Raw genomic sequence first — 19,121 nt, forward strand, 5'->3', positions numbered from 1 at the left:
TTAACGGGTGGTTTTTTTGACAAAAACCACCACAAAAAGTGCGAGCGCAAAGCTACCAATAAAAGCTTCTACTGCTGCGATGAGTCGCGAAAATCCTACCGGCTGTATGTCGCCATAACCTAATGTTGTAAATGTTACGACGCTAAAATAAATGGTCGAGAAAAAGTCCGAAAGATTCGACGCGAGTGAATTTTCTGTTGAAAACTTAATAATGCCTTCGTTGGCCTGGACACCAAAGATAAAGAATAGCAGGGCGCAGACAAAGATCAGGGCGAGTGAAAATGAAATGACATTCATGGGACGTTCGCCATATCCACAAAATAGGTCCACCGTTTTTGATATTATCCGTCCTTTTGAAAACTTAGGAAACTGCTTACGTCGCATGGTAAGTTCTTTATGGGCACAGTGCCCCGCGAGGCCTAATAGACCGTCGGACTCAGCTGATTTTCTTAAGTTTCGATATATTTCTTCCGATTGTTCATAGTGGTCAGCTGCTTCTTCCCTTAACCCTTTTTTATCAAAAGAATCTGCGATTGCTTCTTGTTGAACAAAGTCACCAATTTTTATGTTATCTAACCGAGCGCCATGGAGTTTGGTGCCTAATAAGTTGCAATTGTGTAGGTTGGCACAATGCAGATTTGCTTCGTTGAGGTTCGCTTTCATTAACGAAGCACCACTTAAATCCAAATTAAACAAATGGGCTTCTTGCATATTCGCGCGATAAAGGTCGGCACTGCGCATGTCGTAACCGATAGGGGAGTCTGGGCGCACTAAATTAACGTGGAATAAGTTGGCGCGTTTTAGTCTTATTCCCTGTAATAAGCCACCACTCGAGGCAAAGGCTTCTAAACGTTCACTCAATTCCATTCCGGTTTTGTCTATTATTGGGTCATGCCAAAAACAGAATCCAGTGCCTAAATCCTTTTCTTTACACTTTTGTTTGTCCTCCGAAACATAACTACAGGGTCTATACTCAGACATAAATTAAGTGCACTCTTAAGAAGTTGTTATTGTTATAAAAACAATAGTTGAAGATCGTTAACTCGGTAACAATTTTTTTACAAATTTTTGCAATTTAAATACACCTTTACGATTTAATTCTCGTTTTAACACGATACACTTAGTCAAACGACTAAAACTGATTTTCTTACATTACTTTTAATTAAGGGGCTAAAGCGTTATGCATATCATTGTTTTAGCCTCATTTATCTTTGCGATTGTAGGTATGTTGTTAGCAAAATATAAAGGTCTAAATTGGTTGTGGGGCTTTTTGGTTGGTTTAATTTTAGGCCCAATAGCGATCCCCCTTATTTTATTAAAAGGAAAATAAATTTGTCAGTAACCCCTTCTATTTTATGCGGCCCTATACTGCGACGTCTGTTGTCATCTGAGTTACTGATATGGTTGGTCATGGACAAACGCCGTAACCTGACATTGAATTTATATTTAGAGCAAATCAAATTATTAGATACTGAGTGTTCAGTAGAATGGATCCAGATAGGTGATAATGCGACAATCGCGTTATTTAGACTTATTCCAACATATGAAGACGCCTGGCCGAATGGTGTTGATATTGAATATGAGCTCAAAGATGATGATAGCGGTCATGTATATGATTTATCCCATTTAAGTTTAAGTCGAACCAGACCAAGTTTTTGTTATAACCAAACGATGAGTTCGGTTATCCAAGGTTCATGTCGTAAACCTGATCATATTGCGAAAGACGCTTTTGCTGGGATTTATGCCAAACTTCAAGATGGCACGCTGTCCCGCCCTGATTATCTAATTATGGCGGGCGATCAAATCTACGCTGACGATGTAAGTGCGCCGATGTTGATTGGCGCTCAGTTACTGTCTAAAAAGTTGAAGTTGTATTCCGCTACTCACTACACAGATGCGCTACCAAGAACTGCATTAGAATGGCAAAAGTCAGTAAATAAACGACATCAGCTATTACCGCAAAAAGAAGGCTTAAGTCGGTGGCAAAATTTTTGGCATGGCTCAACCATTATTTCTGCACGATTTCATGAAAACCATTTAATTACATTAGATGAATTTTTTGCGACCTATCTACTCACCTGGTCGACGGCTTGTTGGCAATTGGTCATGGATGAAGTGGAACTTGCAGCTGGTGATTTTTCTGGTTTAGAGCAAAAAAAATACCTTGAAGAGTTACATACCGTAAAACAATTTATTGAGGAACTTGACCAATTTGAAGCGGTTGTCGCAAACGTACCTACATTAATGATATTTGATGATCATGACATCACCGATGATTGGAACTTAACAGCGGATTGGGAATCACATATTTATGGCAATACAGTGACCAAGCACATGATAAGTGATGGTTTGTTGTCTTATTGTTTATTCCAAGGTTGGGGCAATAACCCTGAACGGCTAGACCCCATAATAGAAAAACTTAGATCCCTCGCACTCAAAAAAGACTTTGCGAATAAACAACTCACTGAGCAACTCCTAGATTTTAATCAATGGGATTATGTCGTTGAAACATCGCCTAGAATTGTAGTATTAGATACGCGCACGCAACGGTGGCGTAGTGAGACGTCCGCTAAAAATCCAAGTGGGTTAATGGATTGGAGGTCACTTGAGCAGCTTGAAGATCAACTTTATGAATCGTTTGGTTCTATACTTGTTGTGTCGGCGGCGCCCGTTTTTGGTGTTAAAGCAATTGAAGTCGTACAAAAAGCTTGTGAACTAGTAGGCCAAGAATTGTTAGTTGATGTTGAAAATTGGATGGCTCATCAGGGCTCTGCACGTAAATTGATGAGTATGATGCGCCACGATAATGCGCCTGATGAGATAATCATTTTGTCGGGCGATGTTCACTATTCGTTTTGTTTTTCAGCGGAAAGACGTTTTAGCTCAAGTACCGACAAGATATGGCAACTAACATGTTCGGGATTTAAAAATGAATTTCCTCAAAAATTACTTAAATTCTTTGATTACATAGATAGATTTCTCTATTCGCAATACAGTTTGCTTAACATTTTTACCAAAAGAAGAAAGTTAGCGGTAGATCATCATCCCTTAAAAACACAAGATAATGCGTTTAAACATTTAAATGGTAGACATTTAGTGAGTAGTTCTGCTGCAGGTGTTGTTGAGTTAGATCAAAAAGGAATGTTAAAACACTACCGGCTTGTAACCGGTAGTGGTGATATTCACGAATTTGCGCTCGATGAGTAATTAGAATACTTGCGCGACAAAGCCTTTTAAATAGTAACCTTCAGGATACACACTGCTAATTATATGGTCTTGAGCCTGTGAAAGCTTTTCGATAAAGACCATATCGCGTTTTGCATCTAATGCAGCATCGGCCAGAATTTTTTGAAATAAAGATGGTTCCATTAATCCTGAACAAGAGAAACTGAGTATGATGCCACCCGGGTTTAGCAACTGCATGGCAATCATATTAATGTCTTTATAACCACGACATGCGCCTCGTAACTGCGCTTTACTTTCCGCAAATTTAGGCGGATCCATGATGATTACATCGAATTTTGTACCTTCTTCGCGGTATTTTCTTAATAGTTTGAAGACATCATGTTTTACAAGAGAAACTTTAGCTTGGTCAAAATTATTTAAGTCAATGTTTTTAGCAGCAATATCTAGCGCCGACTGTGACATATCAACTTGTGTAACATGTTTTGCACCACCTTTAAGGGCGGTTAACCCAAACGTGCCGGTATAGCTAAAACAATTTAGAACCGTTTTACCTTCAACATATTTTTCTAATGTTTTTCGATTATCTCGTTGATCTAAATAGAAACCTGTCTTATGTCCATTTTCAACGTCTACGTACGCCTTAATGCCGTTTTCTTCAATAATGATAGGTGATTGCAATTTGCCAAAGATCTCGCCGCGACGGTTTTTCAGACCTTCTTTTTGACGCACATCGACGTCGCTTCTTTCATAAATGACATGGTCAGGGAATACCGTCTTAAGGGCTTCGACGATTATGTCTTTATTTGCTTCAACACCCGCACTTAAGATTTGGCAAACAAGCGTAGTGTTATAAACATCAACGGTTAAACCTGGAATTCCGTCTGACTCTGCACAGAGTAGACGATAACCGGTTGTTTGAGCTTGTTTGATCATCGGTTGTCGAATAAATAAAGCTCGTTCAATTTTAGCTTTAAAGAAATCTATGTCGATTTCTTGGTTTTGCTCAAAACTCCAAATGCGCGCTCGGATCTGTGAGTGCGGAGAGTAGGCAGCCTTAGCTAACCACTTGTTATTTTCATCTAAAAGATCGACGGTTTCGCCTAATTGCGGATCACCGATGACTTCTTTAATTGCTTTAGAGAAAATCCAAGGGTGTTTGCGTTTGACCGCTTTAACTCGGTCATTTTTAATAATGATTGCTGACATGTGTATACCAATAGAAAATAAATTAGACGCAGTTTACCTTTTTATCACTAAACTAGATATTGTTCCGTTACGTGAGTAGTCGTTTTTACTTTTTAGTCCCAGAAAATTATTTTTTGTCTCACTAGAAATAAAACCGTAAAAACATCGTTCTTATTACTAACCAATAATAAATATTAGAAAGCAAAGGTGTATTTTGAAAATATATTCGACTTATAAAAATTTTGTTGAGCGCTTATCTCTGGCAGATGGTTTGCCGCTTTTATTTATCAGATTATACTTGGCTCCCGTCCTTATCCAAGCTGGCTGGACTAAATTTCAAGCGTTTGATCAGACCTCAGCATGGTTTGGTAATAATGAATGGGGATTAGGATTACCGTTTCCGGATTTAATGGCAAGTTTAGCGATATCTGCTGAATTACTAGGCGGGATTTTTATACTGTTCGGCTTACTCACACGGTTAACTTCAATACCACTTTTAATAACGATGTTTGTTGCTGCTAAAACCGCTCATTGGCAAAATGGGTGGCTGGCCATTGCCGATCCGTCTAGCTGGTTGGCCGACGGAACTCTATTTCTAAATGAGCAAATAATGGCCTCTGTAGAAAAGAAACAAAAAGCGATAGAGATAATACAGGAGCACGGTCATTATGATTGGTTATCGAGTAGCGGATCATTTGTTATTCTAAACAACGGCATCGAGTTTGCGGCAACGTATTTTATTATGTTACTGGTTTTACTTGTTTTTGGTGGTGGTAAATATACCAGTATTGACCATTATCTAACGGGTTTGGTAGACAAAACAAAAAGTTAATTTTAGTTCGTATCTATCACTTTAAAACTTAATGGGAATTACGTACTATCCTGTTTAAATTCACTTAATAAGTTTAGATATTTAATGGATGCACTAGAGTTATTGCTAACACGAAGTTCCTTTGCCCGTCTTGATGCTCCGGCACCAGAGGGCAAGGCTTTAGACAACATCATAAATGCGGGTTTGAGAGCTCCAGATCACGCCAACCTAACACCATTTGAGTTTGTCGTATGCACTGGTGAAGGTTTAGACCGACTCACCGATATATTTACAAATGCTGCCGTGGCTGCGAATCGAGAAGAACTCGTCATCGAAAAATCAAAAAAAATGTGTTACCGCGCACCTATGATTATTGTTGCTATTATGCGTTATAAAGAACACGAAAAAGTACCGAGAGTTGAGCAAATAGCGACAACGGCTTGTGCTGTTCAAAATATGCAAATGGCCGCATTTGCCCAAGGATATAACGGCATTTGGCGCACCGGTAGTTTTGCTTTTGATGACAATGTACGAACCGCATTTGACTTGCAATCTCAAGATGAGATAGTGGGTTTTTTGTATTTAGGCACACCTGCTATACCAACACCAATTAAAAAAGCAAAGGCTATTGGTGATACTGTGTCTTATTGGCGCTAAAATTTCATTCGTTTACTAATTAGTTTTTCTTAACTCAGATTGCCTAAAATTAACGTGACGCCTACAAATAAAGGCTTCACGGTTAATTTAGACATTGTAATAACGATAAAAATCAATCACCTCTGGCATAAATATTTCTAATGATTTTGCCTTAATATAATTCGTTAACGCTTGTTAAAATTGCTGAATTAGAATGCGGAAAATTCACTAAACACATTCATAACTAAAGTGGTTATTAATGGTATTCAGATTAGAGGCCGTCCTATGTTGTTTTCAGAAAATTTAGCAGCGACTTGTCCAATTCGTCAAAAAATCCGCGATTTTTATCGAATTGAAGAAAACGAAGCTGTTGCGCATATTTTGCCATTAGCTGAGGTTGATTTACGGGCGAAAACCCGAGCATGGGAACGTGCCCGTAAAATGGTTCTACAGATCAGAGCAGAATCTGAAGGCAGTGGCGGTATAGACGCCTTGTTAAATGAATATTCATTATCGTCGGAGGAAGGTGTTGTATTAATGTGCTTGGCTGAAGCACTATTACGCGTGCCTGACAAAGCAACTCAAGATGAGCTTATACGCGATAAATTAACACAAGGTAAATGGAGTGCGCATCTTGGTGCTAGCGATTCTCTTTTTGTTAATGCATCGTCGTGGGGACTGTTAGTTACCGGTTCTATGGTTAAGTACTCTGATAAAAATCTGCATAAACATTTTGGCATTATCAAACGTTCACTAGGACGTTTTGGTGAGCCGGTTATCAGAAAAGCCATGAATATTGCAATGAAGATCATGGGCAAACAGTTTGTGATGGGTGAAACGATTGAAGAAGCAACGGTTAGAGCTCAATCTAAAGAACAGAAAGGATATGTCTACTCGTATGATATGTTGGGCGAGGGCGCTCGAAATGCTGACGATGCGCAACGCTATTTTAATTCATACAAAAATGCGATCCACGTGATTGGCAAGGCGGCTGGCAATAAAGGTCCACGCCAAAGCCCAGGCATTTCTATTAAATTATCTGCAATTTTTTCTCGCTATGAATTTACGCATCGCGAACGCGTGATGGCGGAACTTGTCCCAAAATTAAAAGAGTTGTGTTTATTAGCAAAGCAATACGACATAAGCCTAACTGTTGATGCTGAAGAATCGGAGCGTTTGGATATATCACTTGATGTAATTGAAGCCGTATTTTCTGACAGTGATCTTGGCACATGGGCTGGATTTGGCCTTGCGGTGCAAGCTTATCAGAAGCGATCTATCTATGTCATAGACTGGTTACGTCAACTAACTGAAAATGTTGGACGTAAACTCATGGTTCGTCTTGTTAAAGGCGCTTATTGGGATAGTGAAATAAAAAATGCCCAGAAAGACGGCATGTCACATTTTCCGGTATTTACTCGCAAAGCCAGTACAGACGTTTCTTACCACGCTTGTGCTAATAAACTTTTGTCGTACAGAGATACCATTTATCCGCAATTTGCAACCCATAATGCATACACAGCGTCAGTGATTATTGAACTAGCCGGTGAGGATAAGAAAGGTTTTGAGTTCCAATGTTTACACGGAATGGGCGATACACTTTACGACCAAATCGTAACAATGGATTATATTCAATGCCGTGTTTATGCACCTGTTGGTTACCACGAAGACTTACTTGCTTATCTTGTTCGCCGGTTATTAGAAAATGGCGCTAATTCATCATTTGTAAATGCCATCGTTGACGTTGATCGTCCAGTGGAAGAGTTATTGGAAGATCCTGTTGAGAAAATTAAGCGTACGGCGTCTAAATACAACAAACAAATTAAATTACCGATTGAGATGTTTGGCGAAGAGCGAGATAACTCCATTGGTTTCGATGTCACAGATATTAACCAACTAACGCCGCTTAAAAACAGCCTTGTAAGCTGGTTTGAACTTAATCAGCAGCTAGTACAACAGAACAAAAATGATGACTTAGTGGCAGTTACCAATCCAGCGAACTTGTCTGAAGTGATTGGTTGGAGTCAAGTCAATACAAAAGTGGATATGGAGCATATGCTCGAGCGTTCACAAACTGCCTTTGAGTCATGGTCTAAAACATCTGTTAAGGTGCGCGCAGACATTTTGCGCAAAACCGCCGACATGTTAGAACAACATAGTGACGAACTTTATGCCTTGTGTATTAAAGAAGCAGGGAAGGTTCTAGCAGATAGCGTTGATGAAGTTAGAGAGGCCGTGGATTTTTGTCGCTATTATGCAGCACAAGCAGAGCAACTTAGTGAAGACACTCGATTAACGTCACGTGGTGTCGTGTTGTGTATTAGCCCGTGGAACTTTCCATTGGCTATTTTCTTAGGGCAAGTTGCTGCTGCTATTGTTACGGGTAATACCGTTATTGCTAAGCCAGCAGAGCAAACAAGTTTGATTGCATTAAGAGCAATTGAATTAATGGAACTTTGTGGTCTGCCGAAATCGGTTGTTCAGGCGGTAATTGCTGCTGGACGAGATGTTGGTGATACTTTGTTACCAGATGAACGTATCGCAGCGGTAATGTTCACCGGCTCAACACAAACAGGAACATTGATTTCTCAAATTTTGTCCAAACGCGGTGATGAGCAAGTTCCGCTTATTGCCGAGACCGGTGGTCAAAATTGCATGATTGTCGATTCTACCGCGTTGCCAGAACAAGTTGTAGACGATGTTATTGCAAGTGGTTTCCAAAGTGCTGGACAACGTTGTTCTGCGCTTAGAGTTTTGTTTGTACAAGAAGATATTGCAGACAATATGATAAGAATGATCAAAGGCGCAATGGCAGAATTACACGTTGGTGACCCCCAGTTTTTGGGTACCGACGTTGGGCCAGTCATTGATACTAGAGCACTAACGGCGTTACAAAATCATGCCGATTATATGGAGAAAAATGGTAAGTTAATTTACCAATGTCCGTTGTCTAGTTCAGCTGATAAAGGTCACTTTTTTGCACCTCGTTTGTACGAAATTGACAGTATTGATGTACTTAAACAAGAAGTATTTGGGCCTTGTGTTCATGTTGTTCGTTTCAAAGCAAGTGAAATTGAATCCGTCATTGATAAAGTAAACTCAACAGGGTTTGGCTTGACCATGGGGATCCATACAAGAATTGAACGTCGAGCGGAAAAAATAATTAAATTGTCACGAGCGGGCAATGTATATGTTAATCGCAATATGATTGGGGCCGTTGTTGGAGTTCAACCATTTGGCGGTCGAGGTTTATCGGGGACGGGACCAAAAGCAGGTGGCCCAAATTATCTACAACGTTTGATGAAAGAAAACGTTGAAGTGGAGTTAAGTACCAACTTAAATAATGACCAAGCGCTATTGTCGGACGATAAAATAGCTGCCGAAGCGACCGATTTTATGGCTAATGCAAGTCGTGTAGAAAAAGAATGGCGCTTAACGCCGTTAAATGACCGTATCTCTTTTGTGCGACGTTTACTCGCTGAGATTTCAAAACTAGACAGTATTGACAATTTTGCCGATGATTTAAACAACACGCTATTAATTGCCCGAGAGCAGTTAATCGATATTGAATCTAAATTAAAACGTCCAACTGTATTGCCTGGGCCAACAGGAGAATCTAATACGTTGTATTTAGAACCTCGTGGAAATGTAGTGGTGTTCGCTGATTGCCAAGTGACGTTTCATTACTGGGTACTTGCAATTATTACCGCGCTCGCAACAGGTAATACAGTTATCACTGTAGTGTCTGATATCTTTTATGATAAGGCTGCGGCATTTAGAAACAAGTTTTTACTTACGGATGCACCTGAAGGTGTTTTACAAATAGCTAAACTAAATCACTTGCAGGCACTGTTAAAAGAAGAGCAACTTGCGGGTGTGGTAATGCAGTCAAACTGTCAGCGACGTAAGTTAGTAGCAACATGGTTGTCTGAACGTGAAGGTGCTATTTTACCAACTATCACCGCGGAGTTTAATGACAACCTAATTACGCGATTAGTAACAGAGAAGACCGTAAGTGTTGATACTACAGCGTCAGGTGGTAATACATCGTTAATGACGTTGGAAGATGAATAGGGCGAAGTTATTTAAATATTTGAAATGCATTAAAAATTAATGTCAAAAGTAAATCAAGGCATAGAGTAAACACATCGCTCTATGCCTTTTTTGTTTCTGATTAACTTAGCTAATTACAAAGGGTTTACTATGTCCTTCAGTAATTAACGGACTGGCATTTTTTTCTATGGATTTTACTAAGTTATTTAATTTCTAATAACTAAACGAAGTTTTCCGGCATTTGGGGCTTACTAAGCTGTTGCTTTAAACTGCGTAGGGTCCATCTAAGTTTAATTAGAAACATTACAGACGCTGCCGTTAACCCAAACACTATGCCTATCCAAAACCCCTCTGCTCCCATCGCGGGTACAAGGATATCTGTTCGTCCTAAGGTATAACCTAGTGCAAATCCCATTGGCCAATAAGCTATAAAGGTAATGTAGAATAAAGGTTTAGTGTCCTTTAATCCTTTAAAAACTCCCGCAGCCATCACTTGTATCGCGTCAGGTAATTGGTAAATTGCAGCGATAACTAAAATGGAACTCGCCAATAAAACCACAGACGGCTCGTCTGTATAAATAGCAATGATTTGTTGATTCAATAAAAGTGTTATAACCATTACGATGGCACCAAATACAAAGGCAATGTTAAAGCATGTTTTAATCGAATGGATGAGTTTTGAATAATCCCCTTGACCCCTTAAATAACCGATGCGGATTGTGGCGGCCATCGCCAAACTTAACGGTGCCATAAAAACAACGCTACTATAACTAAACGCGACTTGGTGGCCTGCAACAGCAATCGCACCGAGAGGCGCTATAAACAGTGCGGTAAACGCAAATAAACTGCTTTCGAACAATAAAGCGAGTGAAATGGGGGTGCCAATTTTGACTAAATTATTAATGGCAGAGAAGTCGGGTTTGCCAATGACTAAGCTTGCATAAGGTTTAAATACTCTTGAAACTTTAAAGTAAATTAATAGGCTGATAATTGAAATCCAGTTGACAATTGCGGTAGCAAGACCACAACCCGCGGCCCCCATTTTAGGCATTCCAAATTCACCAAATACAAAAATATAGTTAAGCGGGATGTTTGCAAGTAGCCCAACAACGCTAACTATTAATGCTGGTTTTGTCGCACCAACGCCTTCACAAAACCCTCTATAGATAAAAAATAAACAAGTCGGCACTATGCCCCAAATTACATAGTTTAAATAACCCAAAGACTTTTGATGTAATACCGTTTCGAGTTCGAGTTTGTCGATGGGAATGTGAATAAATTGAAAAATAATCAGTACAAAGATGGATACAAACAAAGCTAAATAGACGCCTTGTTTGAGGGATGCTTTTAAATCGGCAGTAGAACTGTTTTTATTAGCGCCCAGTAATTGAGCGACAACAGGGGTAATTGCGACTAATAAACCTTGCACAGAAAAAACGATCGGACTCCAAATACCTGTAGCTACAGATACCGCAGCCATGTCGACGTGACTCGCGCGACTGGCCATTACTGTGTCGGTAAAAAACATCAAACTAACGACAATTTGGGTTGCTAATAAAGGTAAGGCGAGCTTTAAAATTTGTTTAACTTCAGACATTGACTCATTTCTTAAAAGAGAACTAAAAGGTCGTTTTAAAACGGTTTTGAATTCTATCATGGATAAATTATTGCGGATAAGAATTTGTGGTACTCGCGCAATAATAGTCAGAGTTAATTGCCCTTAAATTGGTTTTGTATTCCAGGTGAAGGTAAGAATTTGATGGTTTTATATTCAGGTGTGAGTGGGATCAATAATCAATAGTATATTAGCTCTAAAAAGTACCAATTATCTGTTTCAATTTGGCCGTCTATATGGCAGTCTAAACCTAAAGTGGTTAACGGTTTTACGCGGTTATTATGCGTTTTACAAAGACAATAAAGGTTTTTCCGTTGCACTAAAAATAATGTAACGCCAGCTTAGTTAGCTATTTATGAATGGAAGATCTACCAACATGTCGGACGCTAAAATTACATCAGTATTGTTTGTATGCTTGGGCAATATATGTCGCTCACCAACAGCACATGCCATCTTTCGTCAGAAGGCAGAAAGTATCGGATTATATATTGACGTCGAAAGTGCAGGAACGTCTGCATATCACGAGGGTACAAGGCCTGATCCGCGTTCCGTGGCTGCAGGAAAAAAACGAAATTACGATTTTTCGGACATTAGTTCACGAAAAATAAAAGAACAAGACTTTGAGCATTACGATTTAATTTTGGCAATGGATAACGATAATTTGGCTTCGCTGAAGCGTCGGTGCCCAGCAGAGTTTCAATCGAAAATTAAACTTATGTTGGCGTTTTCAGAAAAATACAATGACGTTGTTGAGGTACCCGATCCATATTATGGTGGCGCTGCAGGTTTTGAATTTGTATTAGATCTAATTGAGGATGCTAGTGACGGTTTGATATCAGCCATCTCTAAAAATTAATAGTAACACAATAAATAAAGACAAAATAAAAGGGTATATACGTGAGTAACTGGACACCAGATAGTTGGAGACAATTTCCAATCCAACAACAGCCAAATTATAAAGACCAAACATTGCTGCACAATGTAGAGGAACAAATTCATAGCTTTCCTCCTTTGGTTTTTGCTGAAGAGACGCGTGATTTAAGAAAACAGCTAGGCGATGTTGCTGAAGGTCGAGGTTTTCTTTTGCAAGGTGGTGATTGTGCTGAATCGTTTTCAGACTTTAATGCTGCGAACATTCGCGATACATTTAAAGTTATGCTGCAAATGGCAGTTGTACTTACATTTGGTGGAAAAGTTCCAGTTACAAAAATTGCGCGTGTTGCAGGTCAGTACGCAAAACCACGTTCAGCTGATTTAGAAACAATCGACGGCGTTTCATTTCCTAGCTATCGTGGAGATATCGTCAATAGTTTTGAATTTAACGAACAAGCCCGTGAACCTGATCCAAATAGATTAGTGACTGCTTATCATCATTCTGCGTCAACCTTAAACTTGTTGCGTGCTTTTGCCCAGGGCGGTTTAGCAGACTTGCACCAAGTTAATCGCTGGAATATGAGTTTTGTTGCTTCAAATCCAAATCGTGAACGTTACCAACATCTTGCTGATCGTATTAAAGAAACTCTCGAGTTTATGAAAGTAATTGGATTAACGTCTGAAACGACACCAGTTATTAAAGAAACCCAGTTATTTACATCTCATGAGGCGCTACTGTTAAATTATGAGCAAGCTTTAACACGTCGTGATCATTTAACCGGTAAATGGTATGACTGTTCAGCGCATATGGTGTGGATTGGTGAACGTACTCGACAACTCGATCATGCCCATATCGAATTTTTTAAAGGCATAAATAACCCAATTGGTGTGAAAGTTGGCCCGGGAATGGACCCTGACGAATTAATCAAATTGATTGATACATTAAACCCAAACAATGAGCCTGGCCGTTTAACTCTGATCACGCGTATGGGGGCAAATGTGCTTGAAGGTAAATTGCCTGCGTTAGTGCGTAAAGTGAAAGAAGAAGGTCGTCACGTGGTTTGGAGTTCGGATCCAATGCATGGCAATACTATTAAAGCAAGCAATGGATATAAGACACGTAACTTTGATTCTGTATTAAAAGAAATTCAGCAGTTTTTTGCGGTTCATAAAGCTGAAGGTACATGGGCTGGCGGTGTTCATTTTGAAATGACAGGGCAACACGTTACCGAATGTACAGGTGGCGCGTATGGGTTAAGTGAAGCTGACTTATCACAACGTTATAAAACGCAATGTGATCCACGTTTAAATGCTGACCAAGTTCAAGAACTGGCATTTTTAATTACAGACGCATTAAAATTCGCTAAATAAAGTTGAATTTTAGATAAAACAAAACCGGATGTAATAGTCCGGTTTTTTGATTTTAACACTAACGTTAATTGCTTAAATAAGTGGTGTAATAGGTATGATTAATAATAGGTATTCTTTGTTAGATTGGCTTCGAGGGTTTGCCATTTTACTTATGGTTATTTACCACTTTTGCTACGATCTCTATTATTTTAACTATATCGACACCATGTTTGGCAAAGGCTATTGGATCCCGTTTAGATACGTCATTGTCATTCTATTTTTAAGTTTAGTCGGGGTGAGTTTAGTTTTGTCACACAATCCTAAACTTCGTTGGCGTAATCTTATCAGACGCTCTGGACAACTCGGTTTGGCAGCGTTCTTCGTCAGTGTATCAAGTTATTTTATTGCCGCTGATAAAGTAACTGTGTTTGGAATAATTCATTTCATTTTACTGGCGACATTTTTAAGTTTGCCGTTTATATCACGCCCAAAGATTGCGTTAGTGCTTGGGGTAATTGTCTTCTTTTTAGGACATTATGTTCAATCCCAATTTTTTGACCCCTTATATTTTCACTGGTTAGGAATGGTAGAAACTAAACGTCCTGCGTTGGATTACGTTCCCGTGTTTCCATGGTTTGGTATCGTTTTGATTGGGATCTTTTTCGGACACTTAATTCAAAACAATAACGTGGTTCAGAAGGTCTTTAAAACAAACCTTGCAGAACAATTCCATTTACCTATGTTAACCATTTTTAACTCACTGATTGAACGAGCAGGCCAGCATAGCTTAATCATCTATTTGGTACATCAACCTATCTTGTTTGGGTTATTTATGGCCGTTGAGTTGTTGATCAACTAATGATTAAATCGCTCTAATGCCATTTCAGACATGATTTTTGCTGAAATCTCTTCAACAGAAAACGAAGTGGTGTTGATGAAAGGGATCTTAGATTTACGGTAGAGCCGTTCGACTTCCCGTAACTCCATACGGCATTGCCTTAACGACGCGTATTTGCTGTTAGCGTAACGTTCGTTGCGGATCGCTGCCAATCGTTTAGCGTCGATTGTTAAGCCAAATAATTTCTTTTTGTTGTTCTTCAAAATAGCCGGTAAGGTCAATTCATCCATATCGTCTTCAATAAATGGATAGTTTGCTGCCTTAATTCCATAATTTAGCGCTAAATAAATGCTTGTGGGGGTTTTCCCACTTCTCGATACGCCAACTAAAATAACGTCCGCGTCGGCATAATTCTGCATAGTCTGGCCGTCGTCGTTTGCTAAAGCATAGTTCATAGCTTCAATTCGATAGTCATAACGGTTTGTTTTCATGGAGTGGGTGCGGTGCAATTTTGGCGTTGCTGTAACGCCTAATGCCAATTCCACTTTGCTAGTAAACGGAATAAGTACGTCAAAACATACCGCTTTTGCATGCTCAATAATTTCTTTAAGTTGTTGGTCAACAAAGGTATAGAAGACAAGCGGCATTTTTCCGTTGGCAGCATATATTTGATTTATTCTAGAAACGACCTTTTTAGCCATCTCTATATTTTCGATAAAAGGTAGAGTAACGTGTTCAATTTGCATTTCAAACTGCGATAGTGTGGCGTGCCCAACCGTCTCAGCAGTTATTGCAGTGCCATCTGAAATATAAAATGCATGATGATCGAACATGTTTTCACTCCTAAAAAATTAAAAAAATCAATTTGCGCAATTGAATCACCTGTGTAAAATGCCGCAATATGTAATTCGTTTTGTATTATTACAATTTTACTTACATAATAATACTTATCATAACAAAACAATACTATAGTTCATCTAAATATTAATGAAAATTACGGAGTGTTTGTCGTGCAAAATTATGTCCTTTGGTACAAAGAGTTAGGCATGGGTGATGTTAACCAAGTCGGTGGAAAGAACGCCTCTTTAGGTGAAATGATCAGCAATTTGTCTAGTGTTGGCGTACAAGTGCCAAATGGTTTTGCGACAACGTCTTACGCCTTTAATGAGTTTTTAGAACAAAGTGGATTAGAGCAACGCATTCATGATTTGTTAGATGCGCTCGATATCGACGACTTAGCTGCGCTTTCGGCAGCCGGCGAAAAGATTAGAAACTGGATCATAGAAACGCCTTTCCAACCAGAATTTGAAAATGAAATGGAACGATCGTATGCGGAACTCGCAGGGGAGTTAGGAGATGAAGCGTCATTTGCAGTTCGTTCATCTGCAACTGCGGAAGATATGCCAGATGCATCGTTTGCAGGACAACAAGAAACCTTTCTTAATGTAAAAGGGCTAGATTCAATTAAAACGGCGGTAAAACATGTTTTTGCTTCTTTGTTTAACGACAGAGCAATTTCATATCGTGTTCACCAAGGTTACGATCACAAAGGTGTTGCATTATCAGCTGGTGTACAGCGTATGGTTCGTTCGGATCTATCTTCGTCAGGTGTTATGTTCTCTATTGACACAGAGTCAGGATTTGAAGATGTGGTATTTGTGACTTCATCTTTTGGTCTTGGCGAAATGGTTGTGCAGGGTGCTGTTAACCCCGATGAGTTTTACGTACACAAGCCAACGCTTGCGAACGGTCGCCCTGCAGTAATTCGCAAAAATATGGGCAGTAAAGCGATTAAGATGATTTATAGCGACGACGTGGAACATGGTAAACAAGTTAAAGTTATTGATGTTGAACCTGAACTCGCGAATCAGTTTTCATTAACTGAAGATGAAATTATGGAGCTTGCTAAACAAGCGGTAACAATAGAAAAACATTATGGTCGACCTATGGACATTGAGTGGGCTAAGGATGGTATGGATGGTCAACTATATATAGTTCAGGCACGACCAGAAACGGTACGCAGTAACGAAGAAGCAAATGTTATTGAATCATTTCAACTAGAACGCCGCGGCAAAATATTAACAGAAGGCCGTGCAATTGGACACAAGGTTGGCGCTGGTGTTGCGAAAGTGCTCGGTTCAATTGCTGAAATGGACCAAATTTTACCTGGAGACGTTTTAGTTACGGACATGACTGACCCGGATTGGGAACCAATTATGAAACGTGCTTCAGCGATTGTAACAAATCGCGGGGGCAGAACTTGCCACGCAGCTATTATCGCACGTGAATTAGGGATCCCTGCTGTGGTTGGTTGTGGTAATGCAACTGAGTCTATTGTCACAGGCGACGAGGTTACGGTATCGTGCGCAGAAGGTGATACCGGTTTTATTTATGGTGAAGTATTGCCATACGAAGTGGTGACTTCAAAGGTTGACGACATGCCAGATTTACCCGTTAAAGTAATGATGAATGTCGGTAACCCAGACCGTGCTTTTGACTTTGCTCGTTTACCACATGCGGGAATTGGCCTCGCTCGATTAGAGTTTATAATTAATAGAATGATTGGGGTGCATCCAAAGGCATTATTAAATTACGATGCTCAACCAGAAGATATTAAAGAAGAAATTGACGAACTTGCAGCAGGCTATGACTCACCAGTCGAGTTTTATATCAATAAAATTAAAGAGGGCGTATCGACGCTAGCATCTGCTTTTTATCCGGAAAAAGTAATTGTTCGTATGTCAGATTTCAAATCAAATGAATATGCCAATTTAGTTGGTGGTGACCAATACGAACCTGAAGAAGAAAACCCGATGATAGGATATCGTGGCGCATCTCGTTACATTTCAGATAGTTTTAGAGAATGTTTTGCTCTGGAGTGTGAAGCTCTAAAACGAGTTAGAAATGACATGGGATTGACCAATGTCGAAGTTATGATCCCATTTGTACGAACGGTAAGCGAAGCTAAACGTGTATCTGAATTATTAGAAGAACATGGTCTTAAACGTGGGGTCGACGGTTTACGAGTCATAATGATGTGTGAGTTACCATCAAATGCCTTATTGGCTGATCAATTTTTAGAGTACTTTGATGGCTTTTCGATTGGATCAAATGATCTAACTCAATTAACGCTTGGTCTTGATAGAGACTCAGGTCTTATTGCTGACCTGTTTGATGAACGAGACGAAGCCGTAAAAGCATTACTGTCTTTGGCTATTAAAGCCTGTAAAAAGGCAAATAAATATGTTGGTATATGTGGACAGGGACCTTCAGATCATGAAGATTTTGCTAATTGGTTGGTTGAACAAGGAATTGATTCAATTTCATTAAACCCCGACACGGTTCTAGAAACTTGGTTATATTTGGCTGAACAACAAAATAATTAATGATTTAGTCTAAAACACATAAGTAAATTGAAATGGTAGGCTTGGCCTGCCATTTTTATTTGATTTCACCTAAATCTAAATCGTTTTTACTTTTACAGAGGAACATCAAGAAGATTTTAATCCGATTAAAGCAAATGCCTTAAACGATCATCTCATATGACACTTTTTAAATTTTTTACCGCTGTCGCACGGACAAAGGTCATTTCTATTTAACTTATTAATAGGTTCGTCAAATAGAGTTCCAGTGTCGTACTTCCAAATGCCATTTTCTACTACAAATTTAGAACGTTCGTGTAATACGCCACAATGTTCATGCTCGATAAAAAACGCTTTAAACTCCACAAACTGAGTTTCTGTATTAACAATTTCTAACTTAACAAAACAATTTTCAATACATGATTGACGCAACTGTTCAACCGTTAGCTGACTTTTTAGATTGACTGAACTTGTATCGTACAAATATTCTGGTTTATTTAGTACAAACGCAGAGTATCTTGACCTCATCAATTGTTCAGGTGAACTTGGGCTGCTTTTCCTTTCAATTAAAGGCTTGCAACAAATTTCATATTCACGATCACTGCACGGACAACAAAACATAGCTTAGGCACTTAGTGGGTTTGAATATACTCATTATAAGTGGTTTGATCTGAGTTTAATAGATATAGCGCAGTACCATTCTCATGGGCTTGTTTTCGTATTAATTCTAATTCGAGACCACTAATCGAATCGTCCCAAATGACTAAAACGGCACAGTTATCAAAAAATATGGCCTTTTTGGCAAGTTCGAACGCGCTTTTGCAATATCGCTTATGCACGGTAAGTACTTTACTTAAATTGATACTGCATGAATTAAGAATTTGCTTATCTGGCAGTTTTTCTGGCGCAATGAGCAACGTCCAACCATCGCTAAATTCATATCGTTTAATTATCTTCAGCAATTCTAAGTGTGTATCTAAAAGGTCGGCATTAATTGATGGTTTAATCGGTGAAATTGCCGGATGCTGAAATTTGTTATTACTAAAGTTTAAATAGTTCATCGCCAATACCTGTTTTTATTAATAGTATCTTATACAGTGGTTTATACAGTAGTCGTGGGGGATTAAAAATGCAACAAAAATATTCTGTAAAAGAGTAAATATTTTTACTAAATAAGAACTATAATATGGCTTAACTATTGAGATATTTAGG

The 19,121-nt window shown here is 39.1% G+C and carries 15 protein-coding genes; 9 read left to right on the forward strand and 6 right to left on the reverse strand.

What is annotated here, in order from left to right:
- The gene (locus tag Q4575_RS00860; RefSeq protein WP_215962868.1) at nt 1-981 is read right to left on the reverse strand and encodes a pentapeptide repeat-containing protein; all 981 of its coding nucleotides are present in this window, start codon (nt 979-981) and stop codon (nt 1-3) included.
- A 199-nt stretch (nt 982-1,180) separates the two neighbouring features.
- Between Q4575_RS00860 and Q4575_RS00865 the strand changes: the two genes are divergently transcribed.
- Together Q4575_RS00865 and Q4575_RS00870 are read left to right on the forward strand one after the other, a co-directional pair.
- Nucleotides 1,181-1,330: a hypothetical protein gene (locus Q4575_RS00865; protein WP_303521029.1), complete on the forward strand. Its 150-nt coding sequence runs from the start codon at nt 1,181-1,183 to the stop codon at nt 1,328-1,330.
- A 2-nt stretch (nt 1,331-1,332) separates the two neighbouring features.
- Complete coding sequence (locus tag Q4575_RS00870; RefSeq protein WP_303521031.1) at nt 1,333-3,207, forward strand: metallophosphatase; 1,875 nt, start codon at nt 1,333-1,335, stop codon at nt 3,205-3,207.
- Here Q4575_RS00870 and Q4575_RS00875 read toward each other — a convergent pair whose 3' ends face one another.
- Entirely contained in the window at nt 3,208-4,392 is a 1,185-nt protein-coding gene (locus Q4575_RS00875) for a class I SAM-dependent rRNA methyltransferase (protein ID WP_215962871.1), read from the reverse strand.
- A 199-nt stretch (nt 4,393-4,591) separates the two neighbouring features.
- On the opposite strand from Q4575_RS00875, the gene Q4575_RS00880 reads away from it, so the two are divergent.
- The 3 genes from Q4575_RS00880 (at nt 4,592) to putA (ending at nt 9,892) form a co-directional block, all read left to right on the forward strand.
- Nucleotides 4,592-5,203: a DoxX family protein gene (locus Q4575_RS00880; protein WP_215963047.1), complete on the forward strand. Its 612-nt coding sequence runs from the start codon at nt 4,592-4,594 to the stop codon at nt 5,201-5,203.
- 84 nt (nt 5,204-5,287) lie between these two features.
- On the forward strand, nt 5,288-5,839 hold the full coding sequence (locus tag Q4575_RS00885) for an NAD(P)H nitroreductase (RefSeq protein WP_303521032.1): 552 nt from the start codon (nt 5,288-5,290) through the stop codon (nt 5,837-5,839).
- A gap of 264 nt (nt 5,840-6,103) precedes the next feature.
- Nucleotides 6,104-9,892, forward strand: coding sequence for a bifunctional proline dehydrogenase/L-glutamate gamma-semialdehyde dehydrogenase PutA (gene putA, locus Q4575_RS00890; RefSeq protein WP_303521033.1), 3,789 nt, complete (start codon nt 6,104-6,106; stop codon nt 9,890-9,892).
- 199 nt (nt 9,893-10,091) lie between these two features.
- Here the strand turns inward: putA and Q4575_RS00895 are convergent, their stop codons facing one another.
- On the reverse strand, nt 10,092-11,468 hold the full coding sequence (locus Q4575_RS00895) for an MATE family efflux transporter (protein ID WP_215962874.1): 1,377 nt from the start codon (nt 11,466-11,468) through the stop codon (nt 10,092-10,094).
- A gap of 394 nt (nt 11,469-11,862) precedes the next feature.
- Between Q4575_RS00895 and Q4575_RS00900 the strand changes: the two genes are divergently transcribed.
- From Q4575_RS00900 to Q4575_RS00910, 3 genes are all read left to right on the forward strand, one after another.
- Nucleotides 11,863-12,342 carry a low molecular weight protein-tyrosine-phosphatase gene (locus Q4575_RS00900; RefSeq protein ID WP_272179616.1) on the forward strand — a complete coding sequence of 160 codons (480 nt, stop codon included), beginning with the start codon at nt 11,863-11,865 and terminating at the stop codon, nt 12,340-12,342.
- 41 nt (nt 12,343-12,383) lie between these two features.
- Entirely contained in the window at nt 12,384-13,730 is a 1,347-nt protein-coding gene (locus Q4575_RS00905) for a class II 3-deoxy-7-phosphoheptulonate synthase (protein ID WP_215962876.1), read from the forward strand.
- Nucleotides 13,731-13,824: 94 nt separating this feature from the next.
- Entirely contained in the window at nt 13,825-14,568 is a 744-nt protein-coding gene (locus tag Q4575_RS00910; RefSeq protein WP_303521034.1) for a heparan-alpha-glucosaminide N-acetyltransferase, read from the forward strand.
- On the opposite strand, the gene Q4575_RS00915 is transcribed toward Q4575_RS00910, so the two are convergent.
- Complete coding sequence (locus tag Q4575_RS00915) at nt 14,565-15,380, reverse strand: pyruvate, water dikinase regulatory protein (protein ID WP_215962878.1); 816 nt, start codon at nt 15,378-15,380, stop codon at nt 14,565-14,567. The genes Q4575_RS00910 and Q4575_RS00915 overlap by 4 nt on opposite strands.
- 177 nt (nt 15,381-15,557) lie before the next feature.
- Between Q4575_RS00915 and ppsA the strand changes: the two genes are divergently transcribed.
- The gene (ppsA, locus tag Q4575_RS00920; RefSeq protein ID WP_215962879.1) at nt 15,558-17,933 is read left to right on the forward strand and encodes a phosphoenolpyruvate synthase; all 2,376 of its coding nucleotides are present in this window, start codon (nt 15,558-15,560) and stop codon (nt 17,931-17,933) included.
- Nucleotides 17,934-18,080: 147 nt separating this feature from the next.
- Here the strand turns inward: ppsA and Q4575_RS00925 are convergent, their stop codons facing one another.
- Both Q4575_RS00925 and Q4575_RS00930 read right to left on the reverse strand, forming a co-directional pair.
- Nucleotides 18,081-18,530 carry a YchJ family protein gene (locus tag Q4575_RS00925; RefSeq protein ID WP_272179618.1) on the reverse strand — a complete coding sequence of 150 codons (450 nt, stop codon included), beginning with the start codon at nt 18,528-18,530 and terminating at the stop codon, nt 18,081-18,083.
- Between the two features lie 11 nt (nt 18,531-18,541).
- Nucleotides 18,542-18,970, reverse strand: a complete 429-nt coding sequence (locus tag Q4575_RS00930; protein ID WP_215962881.1) for a hypothetical protein — start codon at nt 18,968-18,970, stop codon at nt 18,542-18,544.
- Nucleotides 18,971-19,121 lie beyond the last annotated feature (151 nt).

Origin of the sequence: Psychrosphaera sp. 1_MG-2023 (assembly GCF_030548245.1) — a bacterium.
GTDB lineage: Bacteria > Pseudomonadota > Gammaproteobacteria > Enterobacterales > Alteromonadaceae > Psychrosphaera > Psychrosphaera algicola.